Raw genomic sequence first — 19902 nt, forward strand, 5'->3', positions numbered from 1 at the left:
CCGCCGAGATGGGACAACCGCTGCTTCCGTGGCAGCGGTATGTGGCCGATGTCGCCCTGGAGGTCGATAGCTTCGGCCTGTTCGTGTACTCGACGATCGTCATCACCGTGCCCCGCCAAGCGGGCAAGACGACCCTTGATCTCGCGTCATCGATCCAGAACGCCCTACTCGGCAAGAAGCGACGCACGTGGTACACCGCGCAGAGTGGCCAGCACGCCACCGAGAAGTTCCTTGAGATGGTCGAGCTCTGGGAAGAGTGCGGCATCCGGCAGCTCGCGCCGGTCGCTCGCCGCTCGAACGGCTCCGCAGCCCTGCCGTTCGTCAACGGCTCGAAGTTCCGACCGTTCGCCCCGGTCGAAGGTGCGCTCGACGGCAAGCAGGCCGACAAGGTCAGCCTCGATGAGTTCTGGTACTGGACGAGTCAGCAGTACGCGGTGCTGCGCCAGTCGTTCAGCGCCACCAAGCTCACCCGGCAGATGGTCACCGGTCAGCGCCCCCAAACGTGGATCTTCTCGACGGAAGGCACTGTCGAATCGACGGCCTTGAATGCGCTGCTCGAGGAGTGCCGCAGCGCCGAGCCTGACCCCACGGTCGCATTCTTCGATTGGGGCATCCTGGAGGACGACGACCCATTCGACCTCGACCGGATTTATGAGCGCCACCCCGGCTCTGGGTTTCTGTTCACGCGTGAAGGCCTCGACGCGTTCCGAGCCGAGTTCGCCGACTCTCCCGGCGAATTCGCCCGCGCGTTCGGCAACCGCCGCACCGGCGCGACTGAACGCGTCATCCCGGTCGAGCCCTGGAAGCGCGCCGCGTGGAACGATCCCACGCCGCCGGCACCCGGTCGCGTGTGCTTCGCCGCAGCAGTCGGCGTCGACGGCGTGGACACGACGATCACCGCAACGCAGCTCCACGGCCCCGGCACGCTATCGGCCGTCGTCAAGGGCGGATGGATGGAGCACACCTACGGCGCGCTCGACAAGCTGCGCGAGCTGCGCGCGAAGTACCCCGACGCGGGATTCATCATCGACCCCTATGGCCCGTCCGCTGCGCTGCACGACGAAGCCGAACGCGACGGCTTCGAGCTGATCCCGGTCAAGACCGCCGACGCGGTCGCAGCCACGCAAGGCACCGTATCCGGCATCCAGAACCCGTCCGGCCCGACGTGGCGCTATCGGCCTCACCCGAAGCTTGACGCGGCGGCAGAGCTTGCCACCAAGCGATTCTCGGGCGATGGCACATGGCTGTTTGGCCGGCGTGCCTCCGTCGGCTCGATCAGTGCTCTGGAGTCCGCGAATCTCGGCAGCTACGGCATCCATCACCTGCCCGCCGTGCGCGCCTTCCAGCTCGGCTGAGATCGGTCACGACCGGTCACGAGATGTCGTGACCGGTCGCGAGTGGTCGCGATTCTTGGGGGTCGCGTCCGCTCGCCGTCAGAGTCGTGGCCATGTCGTTCATCAGCACAGTCCGCGAGGCGGTCATCAAGGCCGCGAAGTGGCTCAATGAGGTACCGGATGCCCCAGCCGGCTACCCCGACGTGTTCCCCGATGGACGGCAGCGGCAGGCGGCGGTGACGACGGAACGTGCCCTCTCCCTCTCGACGGTCTATCGCGGCATTCAGATTCACGCGACCGCCGCCTGCCAACTCTCGATCGCTGTCGAGCGCGACGGCGAGATCATCCCCACGCCGGCGCTGGTGCAGCGCCCCGACATCGACGAGACGCGATCCGCGTTCATCGAGTACACCGTCGTGTCGCTCTACGTGGACGGCAACGCCTTCTGGCGCATCATCCGCAACGAAGCCGGCCAGGTGGTCAACCTCGTGGCCCTCAACCCTCACGAAGTCTCCGTGAACGTCGAGTACGACCGCCACAACAACGAGACAGTCACGTTCGGATGGCGCGGCCTCAAGCTCACCCGCCGCGACGTGAAGCACCTCCAGCTGCTCCGCATCCCCGGCCTGCGCCGCGGGCTCGGCCCGATCCAGGCCGCGCAGATCGAAGTGCGCGGCGCGCTCGACGCCCGCGACTACGGCGCGATGTGGCTCACCGACTCGAACATGCCCGACGGCGTGCTGTCCACCGATCAGGAACTCGCCCCGGGCGACACCACGAAGTACAAGAACGTCTGGTACGGGCGCAACCCCGACGGCACGACGATCACGGATGCCCCCGACAAGGCCATCGGCGAACGGCTGCGCGTGCTCGGCAAGGGGCTGAGCTACACGCCGCTGCTGCTCAAGCCGTCGGACGTGCAGTTCCTGGAAACCCAGCAGTATTCCACGATCCAGATGGCGCGCCTGATCGGTGCGCCGGCGTCGATCATGCTCGTGGCCGTCGAGGGCTCCAGCGAGACCTACAGCAACGTCGAGCAGGAATGGATCGGATACGTCCGATTCAGCCTCATGAAGCCGCTCCGCGAGATCGAGGAAGCGCTGACCGAGCTGCTCCCCGGCAAGCAGACCGCCCGATTCAAGATCGACGCGCTGCTGCGCTCCGACACCAAGACCCGCTACGAGGCGCACGGCATGTCGCTCGACCCGCAGAAGGGCTGGGCGACCGCCGACGAGGTGCGAGCCCTCGAAGGCATGGCACCCCTCACCGACGCGCAGCGCGCCGAACTCGACGCCCGCAAGACGACGACCAAAACCCCGGAGGCCGCGAATGCCTGACCTGACCACCGCGCGCGACAAGTTCGCCGCCCTCGCCGCCGGCCTTGAGTCGCGCTGGAACGTCGCCACCGACGACGACACCCGCACCGGCAACCTGCACCTGTACGGCGCGATCGGCGGCTACTGGGGCGGCATCGACGCCGCCGAAATGGTGCCGGCGATCCGCGATCTCGACGTGGACACCCTCAACGTCTACGTCAACAGCCCCGGCGGCAACGTCTACGACGGCATCGCCATTCGCAACGCCCTCCGCAGCCACAAGGCCCGCGTGATCATCACGGTGGACGGCCTCGCCGCATCCGCCGCATCGTTCATCGCGTGCGCCGGCGACGAGGTGATCATGGCCGAGAACAGCGAGTTCATGATCCACGAGGCGTGGGGACTGGCGATCGGCAACGCCGACGACATGCTCGCCGCAGCCGACGACCTCGACCGGATCAGCGGCAACATCGCCGAGATGTACGCCGCGAAGGCCGGCGGCGACGCAGCTGCCTGGCGCGCGCTCATGAAGGCCGAGACCTGGTACAGCGCAGCCGAGGCAGTAGCCGCCGGCCTCGCCGACCGCACAGACGCCGACGCCGAAGACGCCGACGAAGACGAGGCCACCGTCTCGAACCTGTTCGACCTGTCCATGTACGCCCACGCGGGCCGCGCAGCGGCCTCCGCACCCCTCCCTGTCGCCGCCATGGCGTCAAACCGAAAGGAACGCCCCATGTCCGAACTCACCCGCGCGGATCTCGACCAGGCGCTGTCTGAGCACGCCGAGTCGCAGAACCGGACGCTCGACACCCGTCTCGCGACGTTCTCCAACCCGGCAGCGACCGCCGGCCCCACCTGGCCGACGTTCGGCCACTTCATCAAGGATCTCATCGGCGGCTCCACTGACGCGATGGCCTTCTACGAGACCCACGCCGCCTACGACGGCTCGACCACTGCTGACGACAAGCAGCCAAACACCTGGATTCGCGACGCCATCCACCTGATCCGACGCACGCGGAAGATCATGGGCGAGTTCTCGACGCAGCCGCTCCCGGCTGACGGCATGACGCTGGAATACCTCCAGCTCGAGTCCAACAGCATCGCTGTGGCGAAGCAGACCGCAGAGGGCGCGGATCTCGTCAAGGGCAAGGTGTCGCTCAAGAGCGATTCGACGCCGGTCGAGACGTACGGCGGCTGGACCGAGCTGACCCGCCAGCAGATCGACCGTGGCAGCGCCGCGTACATCTCGACCGCGAACACGGCGATGACGCTGGAGTACGCCCGCGCCACTGAGGAAGTCGTCCGCGACCTTCTCCGCGAGGTCATCGCCACGAAGATCGCCGCCGGCCCGACGCTGTCGATCGCCGCCGACGCGACCGCGTACGAGTGGCTCGATCTCATCGTCGACGCCGCCGGCCTGTTCGACGACAACTCGTTCAACCTTGACGGCGGTCTCGTCTCGAAGGACGTCTTCAAGCGCCTCATCCGGCTGGAGGACACCAACGGCAACAGCCTCATGCGTGTCTGGGGCACCGGCATGAACCAGATCGGCGAACTCGACCTGCGCGAGATCACCGGCGACCTGGCAAGCGTCCAGTTCCGCATTCTCCCCGGCGCGGTCGCCAACACCGTCGAATTCCACGACCGTCTCGGCATCACGACCTGGGAGAGCCCCGGCGCACCGTTCCGCCTCCAGGACTCGAACGTCGTCAACCTCACGGACGCGATCTCGCAGTACGGCTACCTGGCCGCTGCATCGCAGTTCCCCGACGCCATCCAGGCCGTCGAGGTCGAGCCGGCTATCGGCGGCTGAGCATGCCCGAGCCGACGCCCGCCACCACCCTCGAATGGTACGTCCAAGCCGTCTCGGCCGACGCACCATTCGCGAAGGAATCCGAGGAGGTTGCAACGCAGATGGTCACCGACTTCATCGGTGACGGCAACCCCTTCGGCGTCCCGGTCAAGGTGGTGGCGCGCGCCGTGCTCGAAGTCGGCGCAGATCTCTATTACCGGAAGGCGAGCCGAAACGGTGTCGTCACGATGGAGGGTGTCGAGCCGCAGATGTTCCGCCTGAACCGCGATCCGATGGCAGCGGCATACCCGCTGCTGCGCCGCTATCTCGTGATGGGGCTCTGATGGTCGCCCCGCGCATCGTCCAGGCCAACACGAAGGCGGCACAGCTCCGCGTGATGCTCGCTGACGCCGGCCTCGACAAGGTGACCGTGACGCTCGACGCCCGCGAGATCGCGTCTGGTGCTCGAAACGGCATCATCGTGATCTCGCCGCCCGATCTCACCTTCGAGACGTTCACGAGCACCGAGGCGACTTACGAGCTGTCAGTCATCGCCGGCCCCGCCGACAACCTCCTGCACGCATGGGAAACGCTCGACTCGATCATCGAGGCGCTGCGCGTCGGGAAGCTCGACATGACCACCGCACGGGGCGACATGTTCGCCCCGACCGGCTCGGCACCCCTGCCCGGCTACACGATCAACCTCAACCCCGACACTCTCATCGACGACTGAAAGCAGGAATCATGCCCGTCAAGGCTCCCACTGTCGGCCCCGGCAGTTTCACCATCGGCTCGGAAGCCGCCCTCACCAACTTTTCGAGTCAGATCCGTGGCGCGAAGCTCGTGCCGAACGTCACCAAGGGTGACCCCATCGATGTGCTGTCGGGCGAGCAGGCTCCCGGCGATCGCACCGAAGAGAACACCATCGTCGTCACCCTGCAGTCCGACTTCGGCCACGCCGATTCCAACACCGAATGGCTGTGGGCACACCGGGGCGAGCAGCACCCGTTCGAGTACGTGCCGAACAACACCCTCGATCGAAAGATCACTGGCACGCTCGTTGTCGAAGCCATCGAGATCGGCGGCGACGTGAAGACGAAGCCGAGCGCCGAGGTCACGTTCGATCTCGTCGGCCCTCCGGTCTTCGAGGCGCGAGTCTGACATGTCGTCGCCGGTCTACAAAGTCGAGGGAGGGCGCGAGCTGCGCCGCACCCTCCGACAAGCCGGCGACGACCTGCAAGACCTCACCAAAGCTCACCGCGAGGCCGCAGAGATCGCCGCCAAGGCATCGAGCGCCCTCGCTCCGGTCAAGAGCGGCCGGCTGCGCGACACGATTCGCGCAGCCGGCACCAAGACCGCCGGCATCGTTCGCGCCGGCTTCGCCCGCGTCCCGTATGCCGGCCCCATCCACTGGGGCTGGGGGCGCCGGCACATCAAGGCTCAACCATTCATCTCGCGAGGCGCACAGGACAGCGAAGGTCGCTGGATTCGCGTCTACGAGGACTACATCGACACGACTCTAGAGAAAGTCAAGGGAACAACATGAAGCGCATGACACTGGCCGTCGAGCTGGAGCGAGAGGGCACCGACGACACGATCGAGTACACCGTCGAGGGCGACAACCGAGACATGGTGCGGTTCGACCTGATCCGCGCGCGCAAGGGCTGGCCGGGATCGTCTGACGCTCCGATCCTGTGGGCGACCGTCGTGGCCTACTTCGCGCTGCTCCGCTCGGGATCGATCCCGCAGAGCGAGACCGTCGAGCAGTTCATCGATCGCGCGGTGAATGTCACGTACCTGAAAGATGGCGAGCCCGTCACCCCCGAGCAGGCGATCGCCGGCGAGAGCGGTGACGACGTGGCCCCTTTCACGCCGGGAGCCGAGCACGGCTCCTGATCGAAATCGCGATCGAGACGGGGCAGCCGATGCCCTATCTGCTCGACGCCGACGACGAAGTGATCGAGACATTCGTGGAGCTGCTCAACGAGCGCGCCGAGGCCCGGAAAGTGAGGTGAGGTAATGGCCGGCAAGAGTGCTGTTCTCGCCATCCGCATCATCGCGGACGGCAAGCAGGCGGGCCGAGAGTTCGCCGAGACGAACAAGCAGGTCGCGGCGTTCGATGACGGAATGGGGAAGGCCGCCGGCGGTGCGGCCATCCTCGCCGCTGGCATCGGCGCGCTCGCGTATCAGGCCGGCCAGAGCGCATCGAACCTCCAGCAGGCCACGGGCGCGATCGAGTCTGTCTACGGCACCCACGCCAACGAGGTCAAGAAGATGGCCGACCAGGCGGCCGAGAACGTCGGGCTCGCCGAGTCGCAGTACATGGAGCTGTCATCCGTCATTGGCTCGCAGCTCAAGAACATGGGCGTGCCCATGAACGACCTCGCCGGCCAGACCGACGATCTCGTGTCGCTCGGCGCGGATCTCGCCGCCACGTTCGGCGGCTCGACCTCTGACGCGGTGTCGGCGCTCGCCTCGCTGCTGCGCGGTGAGCGCGACCCGATCGAGAGGTTTGGTGTCTCGATCAAGCAGGCCGACGTGAACGCGCAGCTCGCCGCGATGGGCATGGCCGACCTGGAGGGCGAAGCGGCGAAGTCCGCCGAGACTCAGGCCGTGCTCGCGCTGCTCACCAAGCAGACGGCAGATGTCACCGGGCAGTTTGCCCGCGAGACGGACACCGCCGCCGGCTCGCAGCAGATCGCGAACGCACAGTACGAAAACGCGATGGCCGTGCTGGGGGAGCGTCTGCTCCCGATCATGGCGCAGTTCTCGACCATGCTCGCCGACGTTGCCCTGTGGGTCGCCGAGAACTCGGATCTTGTCACCGCTCTCGCCGTGGTGCTCGGGACGTTCGCCGGCGCGATCCTGATCGCCAACGGCGCGATCTCGGCGTACCGCACCATTGCCGCGATCGCCACCGCGGCACAGATCGCGTGGAACGTCGCCATGAGCGCGAACCCGCTCGGCCTCATCATCCTCGCGATCGCCGCTGTCGTGGCCGCGATCGTCTTCCTCATCACTAACTGGGAGGAAGTCGGACGCGTCGCCGGCGAAGTCTGGGACAACATCATCGCCGCCATTGACACCGCCATCGGCTGGATCAAGGACGCCATCGGCTGGATCGGTTCACTGTTCGGTGCCGCCGGCGAAACGCCGCGCACGCACCGCGGCGGCGGCAATGGGGGAGGCGGCCCCGAGGTCACCCCGGCGCTGATGGCTATGTCTGCCAGCACCATCGCCCCCGCATCGTCCGCAACGAGCAGCGGCGGCGGCTGGGACTCGTGGGCCGCCACCAGCGCGCCTCGCGCCGGCGACAACGTCACCAACAACAACGTGACCGTGAACGGTGTCGTGGACGTGGACTCGGCCGCCCGTCAGCTCAAGGGCATCCTCGGCGAGCACGACAAGCGCACCGGCGGCGGGGGGACGACATGGCGCTGACCGACGCCCCCCGCATCCAGATCGGCTCGACGGTCGTCTCGAACGCCTGGACGCTCGCCGAGCGGATCGGGATCGACGGCGTGCGCCTGACATGGGGACGGAAGTCGCACACCGACCGCGCCGTACCCGCACAGGCATACTTCGAGCTGATCGACACCGACGGCCACCTGGACGGCTACGCCAGTCTCGTCGGCGAGCCCGTCATCATCTCCCGTGGCCCGGCAGCCGACGGCACGCGGCGCGTGATCTTCCGCGGTCGCGTGACTCACTACGGCGTCGAGGTGGCCTGGATCACTGACCCGAACCTGTTCTACCGCCGGCGGGTATGGCGGCTCTCGGTCAGCGCATCCGACAGCCTCGCAGACCTCGCGCGCGTCGTCCTCCCCGGCCCCGGCGGGCCGCTCGTGCCCGCGCTCGGGCCGGGGTACTGGCCGAACGGCTCTGCCGAGCAGCGACTCACCGACGTGCTCAACCAGGGCGCTCGGGCGATCGTCCCCGGCGGAATCGCATGGACGCCCCTGCCCGACGGCGACCCCGGCGTAAGAGTCGCCACGTGGGCGGATGAGAAGTCCGCTCTTGAGATCATCGAGAACCTCTACGCCGGCCATGCTCTCGGACACGCGATGTTCGACCCGCACACGAACACCATCCAGATCGGCACCCCCGCCGTCTCTGCCGGCCTCGCGCTGACGTGGGCCGCCGGCACCCTGACGATCACAGTTCCGAGCGGCGGCCAAGCGATCCCGGCGTCACGTATCGCGGTGCCGAATGGCTACAAAGCCACCACGGGCATCGACGAAGCGATCGACATCGTGCTCGCGCACTCCGGCGGAAGCACGATCGCTGACGACGGCGCCGGCGGATTCACGATCTCCCAGTACGAGAACGTGGTCGAGCACGCCGTCGCCGGGTACGACATGATCGCCGGCGGACGCCGCGAGCATCGAATCGCTACCGACTTTTTCACTGCGCCCGACCGGCCCGACGCCGGCGGCGCGGTCTACGAGTACCCGTTCCCGCTCTCGGTCATGAACAGCCCTTACGGCTGGAGAGAGGAAACGAACAGCTTCCACGCTGGACTCGACTTCTCATATCCGGACATCGGCGGCGCGGCGATTCATCCCGTCGGCCCTGGCGTCGTCTCCGAGAAGACCACACTCCACAGCGGCTGGGGGAACACCATCGTCATCGACCACGGCGACGGGCTCTCGTCCCGGTACGCGCACATGGTCGACCCGTCCACCCTCGCAATCGGAGAGGCGGTCACACTCGACAGCGTGCTCGGTTACGTCGGCACGACGGGCAACTCGAGCGGAAACCATCTGCACCTGGAGACCTACGTCAACGGCGCGCACATGGATCCCCAAATCTGGATGGCCGACCGGCAGAGCGCGACGCCGCCGGCACCCGAGCCGGCCGACGATTCCAAGCTCGCAGCGATCGCGGCGCGCACCGCCGCCGCGCTCGGGCAGCTCACCGGTAAGAGCGTGATGCCACCGCTGCGCCTCGACTGGCGACACTTCGAGTACAGCGACACGGTCACGGATGCATTCATCGACACCAAGACTTCGCGTGTCCCGCTCTACTTTCCTGGCTCTGTCTTCGCCACGATGCTCGACGCGGCAGCGGTTCACCAGATCATCGGCGGCACGCTCGTTTACGCCGAGGGCGGCTGGACTCTCGATGCGACAGTCGCTCCGGCGCTCGGTCACGGCGAAGGCGTCACCGTCGCCGGTCTCGTCACCCGAGACGAACCGACGATCGCGGACTTCGCTGACGACATTACCCTCGCCGATCTCGGCAACATCACGATTGGAGCCACCGCATGAGCGGCGTGACCCCGCACGGCATCCGCTACCCCGACGGGGCGAGCAAGGCCAAGAATCTCGGCCCCGAGCTGAAGCAGATGGCCGAAGACATCGACGGCTTCATCGATGACAAGTTCGACGCCAGCGACCCGCTTTTCGCCTCGCTCGCCAATGCCGCGGTTACCGCTGCGATCACTACGAAGCTCGGGCTCGCGAAGTGTGTGCACCTGGAAGCCGGGCAATGGGTGTGGGACGGCCCCAACGCGCCCACCGCGACTCACTACCTCATCCCCGACGAGAACGCCGCTCTCGTCGCCCGCGCCACACCTTTCCCGACCCCATCGGCCACCGCGCCGGAACTCATCTGGTAGGAGACCACAGATCATGGCTGACGCAAACAAGACCCTCGTTACTCGAGCGGATTTCACCAGCAACGTAAACGCCGCCGCCGGTCGCGCGCAGCTCCTGTTCGACGGTCAGGCGTCCGACGCCGCGTCGTTCACCGGTGTGCGGGATATCACCGGACTGATCACCCCCGGTCGAATCGCGTCGGGCCGACTGCTCATGATGCGCGAGGGGTCCGATGTTGACTGGATCTTCGACAAGATCGTTCTTCCTCCCGAGGCCGCGGGGCTTTCCTGGCAGCTGTTCTCGCGAACGGATCTTGCACCGTTCCGCCCCTTCTACACGACGACTCATGACTACCGGATCAACACCGGCGGCAACATCGTTCGTCTGTCGGTGAATGACTCTGTGGCCGTCTTCGTGCAGTTCGCCGTTGCCGGCCTGCCGATCAGCACCGTCCTGCAGAGCAAGACGCGAGCGGGCTGGCCGGCGGCACTTCCCGGCGTGGCGGACGGTCAGCCTGTGGTGATCGTCCCGTGACTTACTTCGTTACCCTCACCGATGCGCTTGCGCTCGACGAGACGGGCCGGCGGGCGATCGCGAAGGACTTCGTGTCGCGCACCGAGGTATCCCGCCCCGGTGTCACCGCGACGTTCAAAGCGCCGGTGTTCAACGCCGAGAGCCCCGCGCTGCTCACCATTCGCCAGAAGGTGATGCGCGCCATGCTTGGCCGCGGCACGTGCTCGCTGCTCGTCACCGCCGATTCCAAGTCTTCCGAGTACCTGGGAACGGTCGTGTCATGGCCGACGCAACTGCGCCGGCTGCTCGACGCGCTCGAAGGTTTCGTGCAGGCCGACAGCGGCGTGATGGACGCGCGATGGACGTCCGCCGGCATGTCGCCGAGCCCGACGACCTCGATCGGTCTCCAGCCGACGACCGCCGGCTCGACCGCCACCAAGTCGGTCACGTTCACGGGCACCGTCACATCATCCGGCGGCAAGCTGCTCGCGCGCATTCCCGGCGGCGGTTCGGCGACGCTCACGATCAACGGCACGTCAGAGGCCATCACGATCCCGGCAGTATCCGGCTTCTCGTCCATCGATCTGACCGGTATTGTGCCGGGCCCGCTGACGGTCACGATCGCGACGACAGCCGATCTCTACGTCGCCGGCATCCGCATCAACCAGAACGCCGCGCCGGGACTCATCATCGACAACCCCGCGCGGCCATCGTCCGCAGCGGCTGACTGGTCGCCCGCGGGCAGCACGGGACGTTGGTCGACAGTCGTCGCCGGCCCCGCCACCGATCCCGACTTCATCATCAGCGCACTCGGCACCAACGAGATCACCAACCTGTTCGCCATCACGACCTACTACGACGCCCTCGCGACCCGAGGCGTCCCTGTCATCATCGTGAACCCCGGCGGTCTCGGAGGAGCACGCACGCGCCCCGAGGCCGAGGCGCTGTCCGCCCATCTGTACTCGATCGCCCAGGCTCGCGACTGGCCCCTCATCGACTTCGAGGCGGTGATCGGCACCTACGACCAAGCGCTCGCACATCTGCTCATGCTCGACACGCTGCACGAGAACAGCCGCGCCGCGCTGCTCGAAGCCCTCGCCGTCCACGCGCTCATCTTCGGAGGTCTGTCGTGACCACTCAAGTCGATCTCGGCCACGGTCGCGGCTGGGCCTCTCCTGCCGCGGCAGCATCCATCCTCCGCATCGATCGCCAGCTCGGTCGCCTCGCCGACATCAACGAGGCCGGCAGATCGCCCGAGAAAGCCAACGAGAACCGTCGTAAATGGCTCGCCTACGAGCGCTACCTCAACGGCGGCCCGTGGGCACCAAAAGCGCCGTTCGCGCTCGGCGCTGAGGACTCCGTGCACTGCTCAGGCGACGCCGCCGACTCTGACGACTGGTACGACCCCGCAGCCGCCGCCGTATGGCGAGCCAACGGATGGCGACAGACCGCGCTCTACCCCCACAACCTCGCCAAGCACGAGCCCTGGCACGGCGAGTACTTCCCCCATCTCGACACGCGCCGCTACGACCCCGCGCCGGCAGGCGGCACTCTCACGACAGAACAGGACGAACTCACCATGACCTCACCCATCTGGAACGTCGTCGCCAAGATCGGCGACGCACCCGAGAGCGGCACCCTCTACTACGGCACCGAGAGCGGCAAGATCGAGAAGCTCACCGGCTACTCGCGCGCTCTCGTCTCCGTCGCATTCTTCGGCGCGCAGCCAGCCGCCAACGGCACGATCCCCGACCTCATCCCGACCATCGCCGACCGTGGCGGCGACTGGACTCGAGTGCAGGCGCTGCACAAGGCGATCAAGGGCCGGCCACGTGAGTGATGCCGTCATGGTCGCCTGCATCACCGGCGTGCAGGCGATCACGCTCGCCGTCCTCGGCATCCTCGCCAAGCGTGTCGGCAACGTCCGCCGCGAGACGACCGCCGTGCGCCGGGACACCGCAGCCACCCGCGAACAGGTTGTGAACCACCACGACACCAACATGCGCGAAGAGAACGACAGCCGGCACTCCGAAACGCGCGGATGGTTCAACGACCTCCGCCGCGACATCGGCGGCATCCGCGAGGACATTCGCGGACTTCGCACCGACCACAGAGCACTGACCTTCCGAGTAGACACCATCCAGAAGAAAGGCCACACCGATGATGAATGAGACAGCCCCCACCCGAGCAGAGCGCCGCGCCGCAGCGCGCCCCGCCACCGAGCCGGACGAGTACCGCCCCGCCGTCCCGGTCAACGTGCGTGACGCGGTGTACTGGGCGACGCTGGGAACCGCCGCCGCATCCGCGCTCGCATCGGGTGTCGCCGGCATCTGGTTCCCCGACATCGCCGGCCAGGTGCTCGCGACCGGCGGCGTCGCCACCACCGTCATGGGCATCATCGGCGGCGGCGTCGGTGTCGTCTACCGTCCGGGGTCGCTCGCGCGCTGACGACGGCATAGACTCCCTCGCATGGGAGAAACGAAGTCGCTGCTTAATCAGGTGATCGCCATGCGTGACGATCGCACGATGGATCCCGATTTGCGCCCGTGGGCGGCGATCGAGTTGCTCGCGCAGCGCCTTGACGAGCTGAGTCCCGATCAGACGGAAGAGCTGATCGGGACTCGCACGGTCGACAAGAGAGGCCCCGGCAAATTCGAGGTCACGTGGGGCGCTAAGCCGCGAGCGACGAAGGCGGCCGGATAATCGTTCCCGCGGCGGCGGCGCGGCGCGCAGCATCGTCGAGATGTAGATAGCGCTGCGTCGTGAGCAGTGAGGCGTGCCCGAGCATGTCTTGCACCGCGCGAAGATCGCCCGTCGCCCGGTAGGCCGCTGTCGCGCCGGCATGGCGCAGCGCGTGCGGATTCCAGCCCGTGAGCCGCTTGATGATCTTGTGCACCGACTGAGGGTGCATGTGCCCGTCGGTGCCGCCCGGAAAGTAGAAGCCGCGCGGTTGCTCGAGTTCGATTCGCGTGAGCGCGTGGGCGAGATCGTCGTTCACGTAGACGATGCGTTCCTTGTTGCCCTTGCCGAGCACGCGCAGCAGATCGCCGTCGCGATCGCGCATGTGCAGCGTCGATATCTCGGTGAGCCGCAGACATGCGTACCGGCCGAGCATCACGAGACCGCGATCGCGCGGCGCCGAGCCCTGGAGCGCCATGAGGATATCCCGATCGCGTGCCACGCGCGGCATGCGTACCGGAACGGGAATGCTCTCCAGCTCGGCTGTGGGATCGGCCATGATGAACCGCTTGGTGACCGCCCAGCCGTAGAACAGCCGCCAGCTCGCAAGCATCGAGTGTCGCGTCTCCGTGGACAGGTGCCGGCAGTCGCCGAGGACTTCCTGTAGCTGTCGTTCCCGCGCTAGCGCTAGAGGTAGCCGACGAGCGAGCGCCCGAACGTGCCGCATCCGCAGCTTGATCGTCCCATCGCTCCGCGAGCTCGCGAGCAGCCACGTTTCGTAGGCGGAAAGGATCTTGTCATTCTTCATCGGTACATCCATCCATCCAGTTGAATGCACGTTCAGTCATGCCCGCGCCAACTTATGCACTCCGGCGCATGATGACGCCCAGTCGTTATCAGATGACGTAGTGAGTCACGCCGCGAACCGCTCGCGCAGCGACACGATCGGCTGGGAACCGGCAGGTTCTTGGTTCGAGTCCAAGCCGGGGAGCCAATGAAAAGCCCCTCTCCGGAGGGGCTTTTCCCTTTGGGTCCTCATTTCGTGAGGCGTCCTCTTCGAGAGGCACAGTCGCATCCGTGCTCACAGCAGAAAGAGGCCCCGTCGAGTGACGGGGCCTCTTTCTGCGAATCAGAGTCAGATCAGCGTGCAGCGCCCTCGAGCGAGCCCTCGATCTGACCCGCGGGGTCAGAGATGACGCACTGCACCACGCGGTCGTTCAGCTCATCCCAGGTCTGCTGGGTCGGCGTGATCGGGTAGACCTCGAGAGTCGAGGTTTCGTAGGCAACGCCGACGAAGCTCGCGTACGCGTCGCCGATGCACTCCTGCGAAGCGGCGTCGATAGCCTCCTCCGAGAAATCGCCATCGTCCATGGTGATCTCGTGGAAGACTTCCTGGTCGTGCGGCTCAGCGCACGGAACGACGTCGATGTCCTCGAGGAGGCCGCTAGGAGCCTCCATCATGCAGTCGCCGACCTTCAGCGCGAAGATGTCGATGTTCGCGCTCTCGGTGACCTGTCCGGTCTCCTCGTCGCGGTCTGCGTCTCCCGCGCCTCCGCCCAGGATGCCGTTCAGCGCGCTACAGCCGGTCAGTGCGACCGACAGCGCCACAGCAGAACCCGCCAGCGCCAGTGCGCGTCGCGTGCGCAGTTTCATCATGATGTCCCCTCCAGAGCCTTCGTGAACGGGCATATCGATATCCCGCCTCAAGCACGCTATCCGGCGCGGAGTCTGTGGTGCAACTCGGAGAAGGCTTTGATTGGGCTGAAAGGCAGGTCAGCCTTCCAAGTCGTCGATGCCGGGCACCCAGCTGGCGCCGGGCTTGCCCCATCCGCGCTTCTTGGCGATCTTCTGCACGGTCTTCCAATCGCCGTCCGAGAGGCGATCGATGTACAGGATGCCGTCGAGGTGGTCGAATTCGTGCTGCATGATGCGCGCACGCCACCCGTCGACCGCGATCTCGACGAGGGAGCCGTCGAGATCGGTGCCTGTGACGCGCACCCGCTCGGAACGACGCAGCGGGAATCGCTCGCCGGGGAACGAAAGGCATCCTTCGGACTCGAGCTCGTCGTCGGGCTCGCCCGGTTCGAGCGGCACCATCCACAGCTCGGGGTTGATGATGACCCCGCGCCACGGCTGGTCGTCGTCGTCCACGTAGGCGTACGTGTAGATGCGCAGGGGCACACCGACCTGAGGTGCGGCCAGGCCGACCCCGGGAGCCGTGTCCATCGTCTCGAACATGTCGGTGACGAGCGTGCGGATGTCGTCGGTGATCTCTTCGACGACGGATGCGGGGGAGTGCAGGACGGGATCGCCCATGATGCGAATAGGAAGAACAGCCACGCCATAACCCTACTCGGCGCGCATCGCCGGGTAGGGTCGTAGCGTGAGCATCTCCGTATGGATGATTGGGGCGGAAGACGTCACCGAGCAGCTGGTCGGTGTCTTCCAGAACCCGAAACTGCTCCTCGGCATCCCTCTCGCGCTTGCGGGTGCGGTCTTCATGTCGCTCGGCGCGCAGTACCAGCATCGCGGCGTCGAGAAGGTGGAGCGGCTCAGCGGATCCGACGGAGCCAGCGGTCTGAGCATGAGCCAGATGAAGGGCCTGTTCACGCGCCCCTCCTGGATCGCCGGCACGCTCATGCTCGGTCTCGCGATCGTCTGTCAACTCGCGGCGCTCTCGCAGGCCCCGCTGATGGTGGTGCAACCGCTCGGCGCGATCGCTCTCGTCATCACGACGCTGCTGAACGCTCGGATCTCCGGTCACTCGCCGACCAGGAAATCGATCATCGCGATCGTCTGCTGCGTGGGAGGCATCTTCCTCTTCGTCTTCTTCGCGGCGATCTACGCCACGGAGAAGCAGATCACCGACACCGAGCTGTTCACGATCCTGGCGATCCTGCTCGTGGTCATCATCGTGCTGGGGGCATGCTGGCTGGTGCTGCGCCAGCGCATGCGCGCTCTGTTCTATGTGATCGGAGCAGGAGTCCTCTACGGCTTCGTCGCGACTCTCGCCAAGGCCGTGATCAGCCGCATCGGGGCCGGCGACTTCGACTGGATCACCCTGGTATGCGTCATCGCGCTGATCGCGGCCGGCGCGGTCGGCGCCTACTTCGTGCAGACCGCCTACAGCTCCGGACCCCCGGACCTCGTCATCGCCGGGCTCACCGTCGTCGATCCGATGATCGCCGTCCTGATCGGAATGGTGGTCCTCGGCGAGGCGGCAGCTGCACCGGGGTGGGTCCTGGTGATCTTCGGGGTCGCGGGCGCCGTCGCGATCTGGGGCGTCGTGAATCTCGCGCGCTATCACCCGCAGGTGCTGAGCGACAGCCAGGACCTCGGGATCAAGCGCGGCAGTGACGACGCGACCAAGGACCCCGAGGCCTGAGCGAGCTGACTCAGTACGCGGGATCGATCAGATCAGGCGACACCTCTGAGGCGGCAGCCTCGTCGACGAAGAACACCGTGCGCTTGCGCCCCTTGGCTCCGGCCGCCGGAACGTTCGTGTAGCTCGCACCCGCAAGGGCGAGGCCGAGCGCCGACGCCTTGTCTGCGCCCGTGAGAACGAGCCAGACACGCTTCGAAGCGTTGAGCACCGGGCGCGTCAGCGTGACTCGCTCGGGCGGCGGCTTGGGGGAGTCTCGCACCGGCAGCGCGGCGGCATCCGTCACCGTGACTTCTGGGCGATCGGGGAAGAGCGATGCGACGTGGCCGTCAGGCCCCACGCCCAAGAAGCAGACGGCGAACGACGGCCACGGGTGGTCGTCGGTGCCGTAGCGAGCGAGCTCTGCCGCGTAGGCCGCGGCAGCCTCGTCGAGGGTCAGGCCCTCGCCCGCTGCAGCGACCTCGTGCACGTTCTCGGCGGGAACGGGGATGTGGTCGAGAAGAGCCTCGCGCGACTGAACGGCGTTGCGATCGGCGTCGTCACGTGCGACGAACCGTTCATCGCCCCACCAGAAGTGCACCAGCGACCAGTCGATCTGAGCCGACCGAGGGTCGTCGCGCGTCGCCCGCAGCACCGCGCCGCCCATCGAACCGCCCGTGAGGGCGATATGAGCGATGCGGCCGTTTCGCGTGCGGGCACGCAGGCGTGTCAGGAACCGGTCGGCCACGCTCGCGGCGAGTGCCGCGGGCGTGGACTCGACCACGACCCGCTTCTCAGCGGATGCTGTCTGCGTCGACATCATTCTCCTGTCTCGGGCGGACCCAGCTTCTCCCAGCCCTCGGTGATGACTCGACCGTACAGGACGTCGGGGTCGAGGCGACGCAGCTCCTCGGCGAGGCACTCGCGCAGGGTGCGGCGGGGGAGGTGGAGGTCGTGATCGGGCTGATCAGGCTGCGTCAGCACTGCCACGCCGGGCGTCGGGCGCTCGAGCAGGATGTCACCGGACGAGCGGTGAAGCCGCACCGACTTGATGCCCTCCTGCCAGTGCTCCGGGGCTTCGTACGACCATTTGACCGGCACATCGAGGGCCATCTGCAACCACGCGGCCAGCAGGGCCGTCGACGGCGAGGCGGACCCACCGCGAACCTCGACGGCGGTGACCTCTTCGAACGGGGGCTGGTCGAGCACTGCCGCCAGCTGCTCCCGCCAATGGGTGAGTCGGGTCCACGCGAGATCGGTGTCTCCCGGAGCATGCGTCGCCCCGAGCTGTGCGAGGCGATCGCGCACGTCGGGTGCCGTCGCCGCATCGGTGATGCGTCGCTGCGCGATCTTGCCGAGCGGGGACGTGGCCGGAGACGTCGGTGCCTCTTCGGGCCACCAGGCGACGACCGGGGCGTCGGGCAGAAGCAGTCCGGTCACGAGGCTCTCTTCGTTGCTCGCGGCGTCTCCGTAGGCGCGGAGTACGACCACCTCAGAGGCTCCGGCGTCGCCACCGACGCGGATCTGCGCGTCGAGTCTGGCGTCGCCCTCGCCCGTGGTGAGCACGATGACGCGCATGGGGTGCTCGCGTGACGCGTCGTTGGCCGCGTCGATCGCGGCTTCGGCGACACCGTTGCGGGCCGAGATGATCAGCGTGAGCACACGGCCGAGCGCGACAGCACCGCCGTCTTCGCGCACCTTGACGAGCTGCTTGGCGACCTGGCTGACGGTCGTGTCGGGAAGGTCGATGATCATGGGCGTCTCCAGACTCGTCCGTCACGGGCAAGGAGGTCGTCGGCGGATGCCGGACCCCATGAACCGGGTGCGTACTGGTCGACCGGGCCGCCCTCGGCTGCCCAGTACTTCTCCACGGGGTCGAGGATCTTCCAGGAGAGCTCAACCTCTTCGTGACGCGGGAACAGCGGCGGATCGCCCAGCAGGACGTCGAGGATCAGTCGCTCGTAGGCCTCGGGGCTGGCCTCCGTGAACGCGTGGCCGTAGCCGAAGTCCATGGTGACGTCGCGCACGTTGGTTCCGTTGCCCGGCACCTTCGAGCCGAAGCGGATCGTGACACCCTCATCGGGCTGCACGCGGATCACGAGCGCGTTCTGGCCGAGCTCCGACGTGTTCGAACGGCCGAACAGGTGCTCCGGCGCCTTCTTGAAGACGACGGCTACCTCGGTCACGCGACGTCCGAGGCGCTTTCCGGTGCGCAGGTAGAACGGCACACCGGCCCAGCGGCGGGTGTCGATCTCGAGCTTGATCGCGGCGTAGGTCTCGGTGGCCGACTCAGGATTCATGCCGTCCTCGTCGAGGAAGCCGGTGACCTGCTCGCCGCCCTGCCAACCGCCTGCGTACTGCCCGCGCGCGGTCGCGAGGGAGAGGTCGTCGGGCACATGCACCGCGGCGAGCACCTTCTCCTTCTCGGCACGCAGATGCTCGGCGGACAGGCTGATCGGCTCTTCCATGGCGGTGAGCGCGAGCAGCTGCAGCAGGTGGTTCTGGATGACGTCGCGCGCAGCGCCGACACCGTCGTAGTAGCCGGCACGGCCTCCTACGCCGATGTCCTCGGCCATGGTGATCTGCACGTGGTCGACGTAGTTGCGGTTCCAGATCGGCTCGTACAGCTCGTTCGCGAAGCGCAGCGCCAGGATGTTCTGGACCGTCTCCTTGCCGAGGTAGTGGTCGATGCGGAAGATCGAGTCGGCCGAGAACGCCACTTCCAGGGCGGCGTTGAGCTCGCGCGCCGACTCGAGGTCATGGCCGAACGGCTTCTCGATCACGACACGGCGCCAGCGCTCGTCGTCATCGTCGTTCGCTCCGACGAGACCCGAGTCCTTGAGCTGCTTCGCGACGAGAGGGAAGTCCTTCGGCGGGATCGACAGGTAGAACGCGTGGTTGCCCATCGTGCCGCGCTCGACGTCGAGCTGGTCGACGGTCTCACGGAGCTTGCGGAACGACTCCGGGTTGTCGAACTCACCCGAGACGAAGCGGATGCCCTGGAGAAGCTGCGCCCAGGTCTCCTCGCGGAACGGCGTGCGCGCATGCTGCTTGACCGCGTCGTAGACGACCTGCGCGAAGTCCTGGTCCTCCCAGTCGCGTCGGGCGAAGCCGACGAGAGCGAATCCGGGTGGCAGGAGCCCGCGGTTGGCGAGGTCGTAGACGGCGGGCATGAGCTTCTTGCGTGACAGGTCTCCGGTCACACCGAAGATCACGAGAGCACTGGGCCCCGCGATCCGGTTGAGGCGGCGATCATCGGGGTCACGCAGCGGGTTGTGCCCGCGCGAGATGGGAACAGACATCAGTG

At 66.9% G+C, this 19902-nt stretch carries 24 protein-coding genes; 18 read left to right on the plus strand and 6 right to left on the minus strand.

The window, feature by feature from the left end; translation table 11 throughout:
* Positions 1-41 precede the first annotated feature (41 nt).
* From ACLKOY_RS01415 to ACLKOY_RS01495, 17 genes are all read left to right on the plus strand, one after another.
* Entirely contained in the window at positions 42-1355 is a 1314-nt protein-coding gene (locus tag ACLKOY_RS01415; protein ID WP_436452119.1) for a hypothetical protein, read from the plus strand.
* A gap of 92 nt (positions 1356-1447) precedes the next feature.
* Positions 1448-2671, plus strand: coding sequence for a phage portal protein (locus ACLKOY_RS01420; RefSeq protein ID WP_436452120.1), 1224 nt, complete (start codon positions 1448-1450; stop codon positions 2669-2671).
* Positions 2664-4463 (plus strand): head maturation protease, ClpP-related, encoded by a 1800-nt coding sequence (locus ACLKOY_RS01425; RefSeq protein ID WP_436452121.1) that lies wholly within the window; start codon positions 2664-2666, stop codon positions 4461-4463. Before ACLKOY_RS01420 ends, ACLKOY_RS01425 begins: the two co-directional genes overlap by 8 nt.
* A gap of 2 nt (positions 4464-4465) precedes the next feature.
* On the plus strand, positions 4466-4786 hold the full coding sequence (locus ACLKOY_RS01430) for a hypothetical protein (protein WP_436452122.1): 321 nt from the start codon (positions 4466-4468) through the stop codon (positions 4784-4786).
* Positions 4786-5175, plus strand: a complete 390-nt coding sequence (locus tag ACLKOY_RS01435; protein ID WP_436452124.1) for a hypothetical protein — start codon at positions 4786-4788, stop codon at positions 5173-5175. Before ACLKOY_RS01430 ends, ACLKOY_RS01435 begins: the two co-directional genes overlap by 1 nt.
* A gap of 11 nt (positions 5176-5186) precedes the next feature.
* Positions 5187-5603, plus strand: coding sequence for a hypothetical protein (locus ACLKOY_RS01440; RefSeq protein WP_436452125.1), 417 nt, complete (start codon positions 5187-5189; stop codon positions 5601-5603).
* Between the two features lies 1 nt (position 5604).
* Complete coding sequence (locus ACLKOY_RS01445; RefSeq protein ID WP_367819864.1) at positions 5605-5988, plus strand: hypothetical protein; 384 nt, start codon at positions 5605-5607, stop codon at positions 5986-5988.
* Complete coding sequence (locus ACLKOY_RS01450) at positions 5985-6338, plus strand: hypothetical protein (RefSeq protein ID WP_436452126.1); 354 nt, start codon at positions 5985-5987, stop codon at positions 6336-6338. The genes ACLKOY_RS01445 and ACLKOY_RS01450 overlap by 4 nt, the downstream gene beginning before the upstream one ends.
* Before the next feature lie 123 nt (positions 6339-6461).
* Positions 6462-7883, plus strand: coding sequence for a hypothetical protein (locus tag ACLKOY_RS01455; protein ID WP_436452127.1), 1422 nt, complete (start codon positions 6462-6464; stop codon positions 7881-7883).
* Positions 7874-9712 carry a M23 family metallopeptidase gene (locus ACLKOY_RS01460; RefSeq protein WP_436452128.1) on the plus strand — a complete coding sequence of 613 codons (1839 nt, stop codon included), beginning with the start codon at positions 7874-7876 and terminating at the stop codon, positions 9710-9712. The genes ACLKOY_RS01455 and ACLKOY_RS01460 overlap by 10 nt, the downstream gene beginning before the upstream one ends.
* Complete coding sequence (locus tag ACLKOY_RS01465; RefSeq protein ID WP_436452129.1) at positions 9709-10062, plus strand: hypothetical protein; 354 nt, start codon at positions 9709-9711, stop codon at positions 10060-10062. Before ACLKOY_RS01460 ends, ACLKOY_RS01465 begins: the two co-directional genes overlap by 4 nt.
* A gap of 13 nt (positions 10063-10075) precedes the next feature.
* Positions 10076-10576: a hypothetical protein gene (locus ACLKOY_RS01470; protein WP_436452130.1), complete on the plus strand. Its 501-nt coding sequence runs from the start codon at positions 10076-10078 to the stop codon at positions 10574-10576.
* On the plus strand, positions 10573-11688 hold the full coding sequence (locus tag ACLKOY_RS01475) for an SGNH/GDSL hydrolase family protein (RefSeq protein WP_436452131.1): 1116 nt from the start codon (positions 10573-10575) through the stop codon (positions 11686-11688). The genes ACLKOY_RS01470 and ACLKOY_RS01475 overlap by 4 nt, the downstream gene beginning before the upstream one ends.
* Positions 11685-12395 (plus strand): hypothetical protein, encoded by a 711-nt coding sequence (locus tag ACLKOY_RS01480; RefSeq protein ID WP_436452132.1) that lies wholly within the window; start codon positions 11685-11687, stop codon positions 12393-12395. Before ACLKOY_RS01475 ends, ACLKOY_RS01480 begins: the two co-directional genes overlap by 4 nt.
* 7 nt (positions 12396-12402) lie before the next feature.
* Positions 12403-12726: a hypothetical protein gene (locus ACLKOY_RS01485; RefSeq protein ID WP_436452133.1), complete on the plus strand. Its 324-nt coding sequence runs from the start codon at positions 12403-12405 to the stop codon at positions 12724-12726.
* A complete protein-coding gene (locus ACLKOY_RS01490; protein ID WP_436452134.1) occupies positions 12716-13003 on the plus strand; it encodes a hypothetical protein in 288 nt (95 codons plus the stop codon). Before ACLKOY_RS01485 ends, ACLKOY_RS01490 begins: the two co-directional genes overlap by 11 nt.
* A 21-nt stretch (positions 13004-13024) precedes the next feature.
* Entirely contained in the window at positions 13025-13258 is a 234-nt protein-coding gene (locus ACLKOY_RS01495; RefSeq protein ID WP_436452135.1) for a hypothetical protein, read from the plus strand.
* Here ACLKOY_RS01495 and ACLKOY_RS01500 read toward each other — a convergent pair.
* The 3 genes from ACLKOY_RS01500 to def all read right to left on the minus strand — a co-directional run bounded on the left by ACLKOY_RS01500 (position 13227) and on the right by def (position 15574).
* Positions 13227-14042: a tyrosine-type recombinase/integrase gene (locus ACLKOY_RS01500; RefSeq protein WP_436452136.1), complete on the minus strand. Its 816-nt coding sequence runs from the start codon at positions 14040-14042 to the stop codon at positions 13227-13229. The genes ACLKOY_RS01495 and ACLKOY_RS01500 overlap by 32 nt on opposite strands.
* A 332-nt stretch (positions 14043-14374) precedes the next feature.
* Positions 14375-14890 (minus strand): septum formation family protein, encoded by a 516-nt coding sequence (locus ACLKOY_RS01505; protein WP_436452137.1) that lies wholly within the window; start codon positions 14888-14890, stop codon positions 14375-14377.
* A gap of 117 nt (positions 14891-15007) precedes the next feature.
* Positions 15008-15574 carry a peptide deformylase gene (gene def / locus ACLKOY_RS01510; RefSeq protein WP_436452138.1) on the minus strand — a complete coding sequence of 189 codons (567 nt, stop codon included), beginning with the start codon at positions 15572-15574 and terminating at the stop codon, positions 15008-15010.
* A gap of 61 nt (positions 15575-15635) precedes the next feature.
* Here def and ACLKOY_RS01515 point away from each other — a divergent pair, with 61 nt between their 5' ends.
* The gene (locus ACLKOY_RS01515; RefSeq protein WP_436454076.1) at positions 15636-16619 is read left to right on the plus strand and encodes a DMT family transporter; all 984 of its coding nucleotides are present in this window, start codon (positions 15636-15638) and stop codon (positions 16617-16619) included.
* A gap of 10 nt (positions 16620-16629) precedes the next feature.
* On the opposite strand, the gene pgl is transcribed toward ACLKOY_RS01515, so the two are convergent.
* Genes pgl through zwf form a run of 3 tightly spaced genes read right to left on the minus strand, consistent with a single transcriptional unit; the run spans position 16630 to position 19897 of the window.
* Positions 16630-17415, minus strand: coding sequence for a 6-phosphogluconolactonase (pgl, locus tag ACLKOY_RS01520; RefSeq protein ID WP_436452139.1), 786 nt, complete (start codon positions 17413-17415; stop codon positions 16630-16632).
* Positions 17415-18350 carry a glucose-6-phosphate dehydrogenase assembly protein OpcA gene (locus ACLKOY_RS01525; RefSeq protein ID WP_436452140.1) on the minus strand — a complete coding sequence of 312 codons (936 nt, stop codon included), beginning with the start codon at positions 18348-18350 and terminating at the stop codon, positions 17415-17417. Before ACLKOY_RS01525 ends, pgl begins: the two co-directional genes overlap by 1 nt.
* A complete protein-coding gene (gene zwf / locus ACLKOY_RS01530) occupies positions 18347-19897 on the minus strand; it encodes a glucose-6-phosphate dehydrogenase (protein ID WP_436452141.1) in 1551 nt (516 codons plus the stop codon). The genes ACLKOY_RS01525 and zwf overlap by 4 nt, the downstream gene beginning before the upstream one ends.
* Positions 19898-19902 lie beyond the last annotated feature (5 nt).

The organism is Microbacterium sp. K2 (assembly GCF_051365005.1).
In the GTDB taxonomy this organism is placed as follows: domain Bacteria; phylum Actinomycetota; class Actinomycetes; order Actinomycetales; family Microbacteriaceae; genus Microbacterium; species Microbacterium foliorum_B.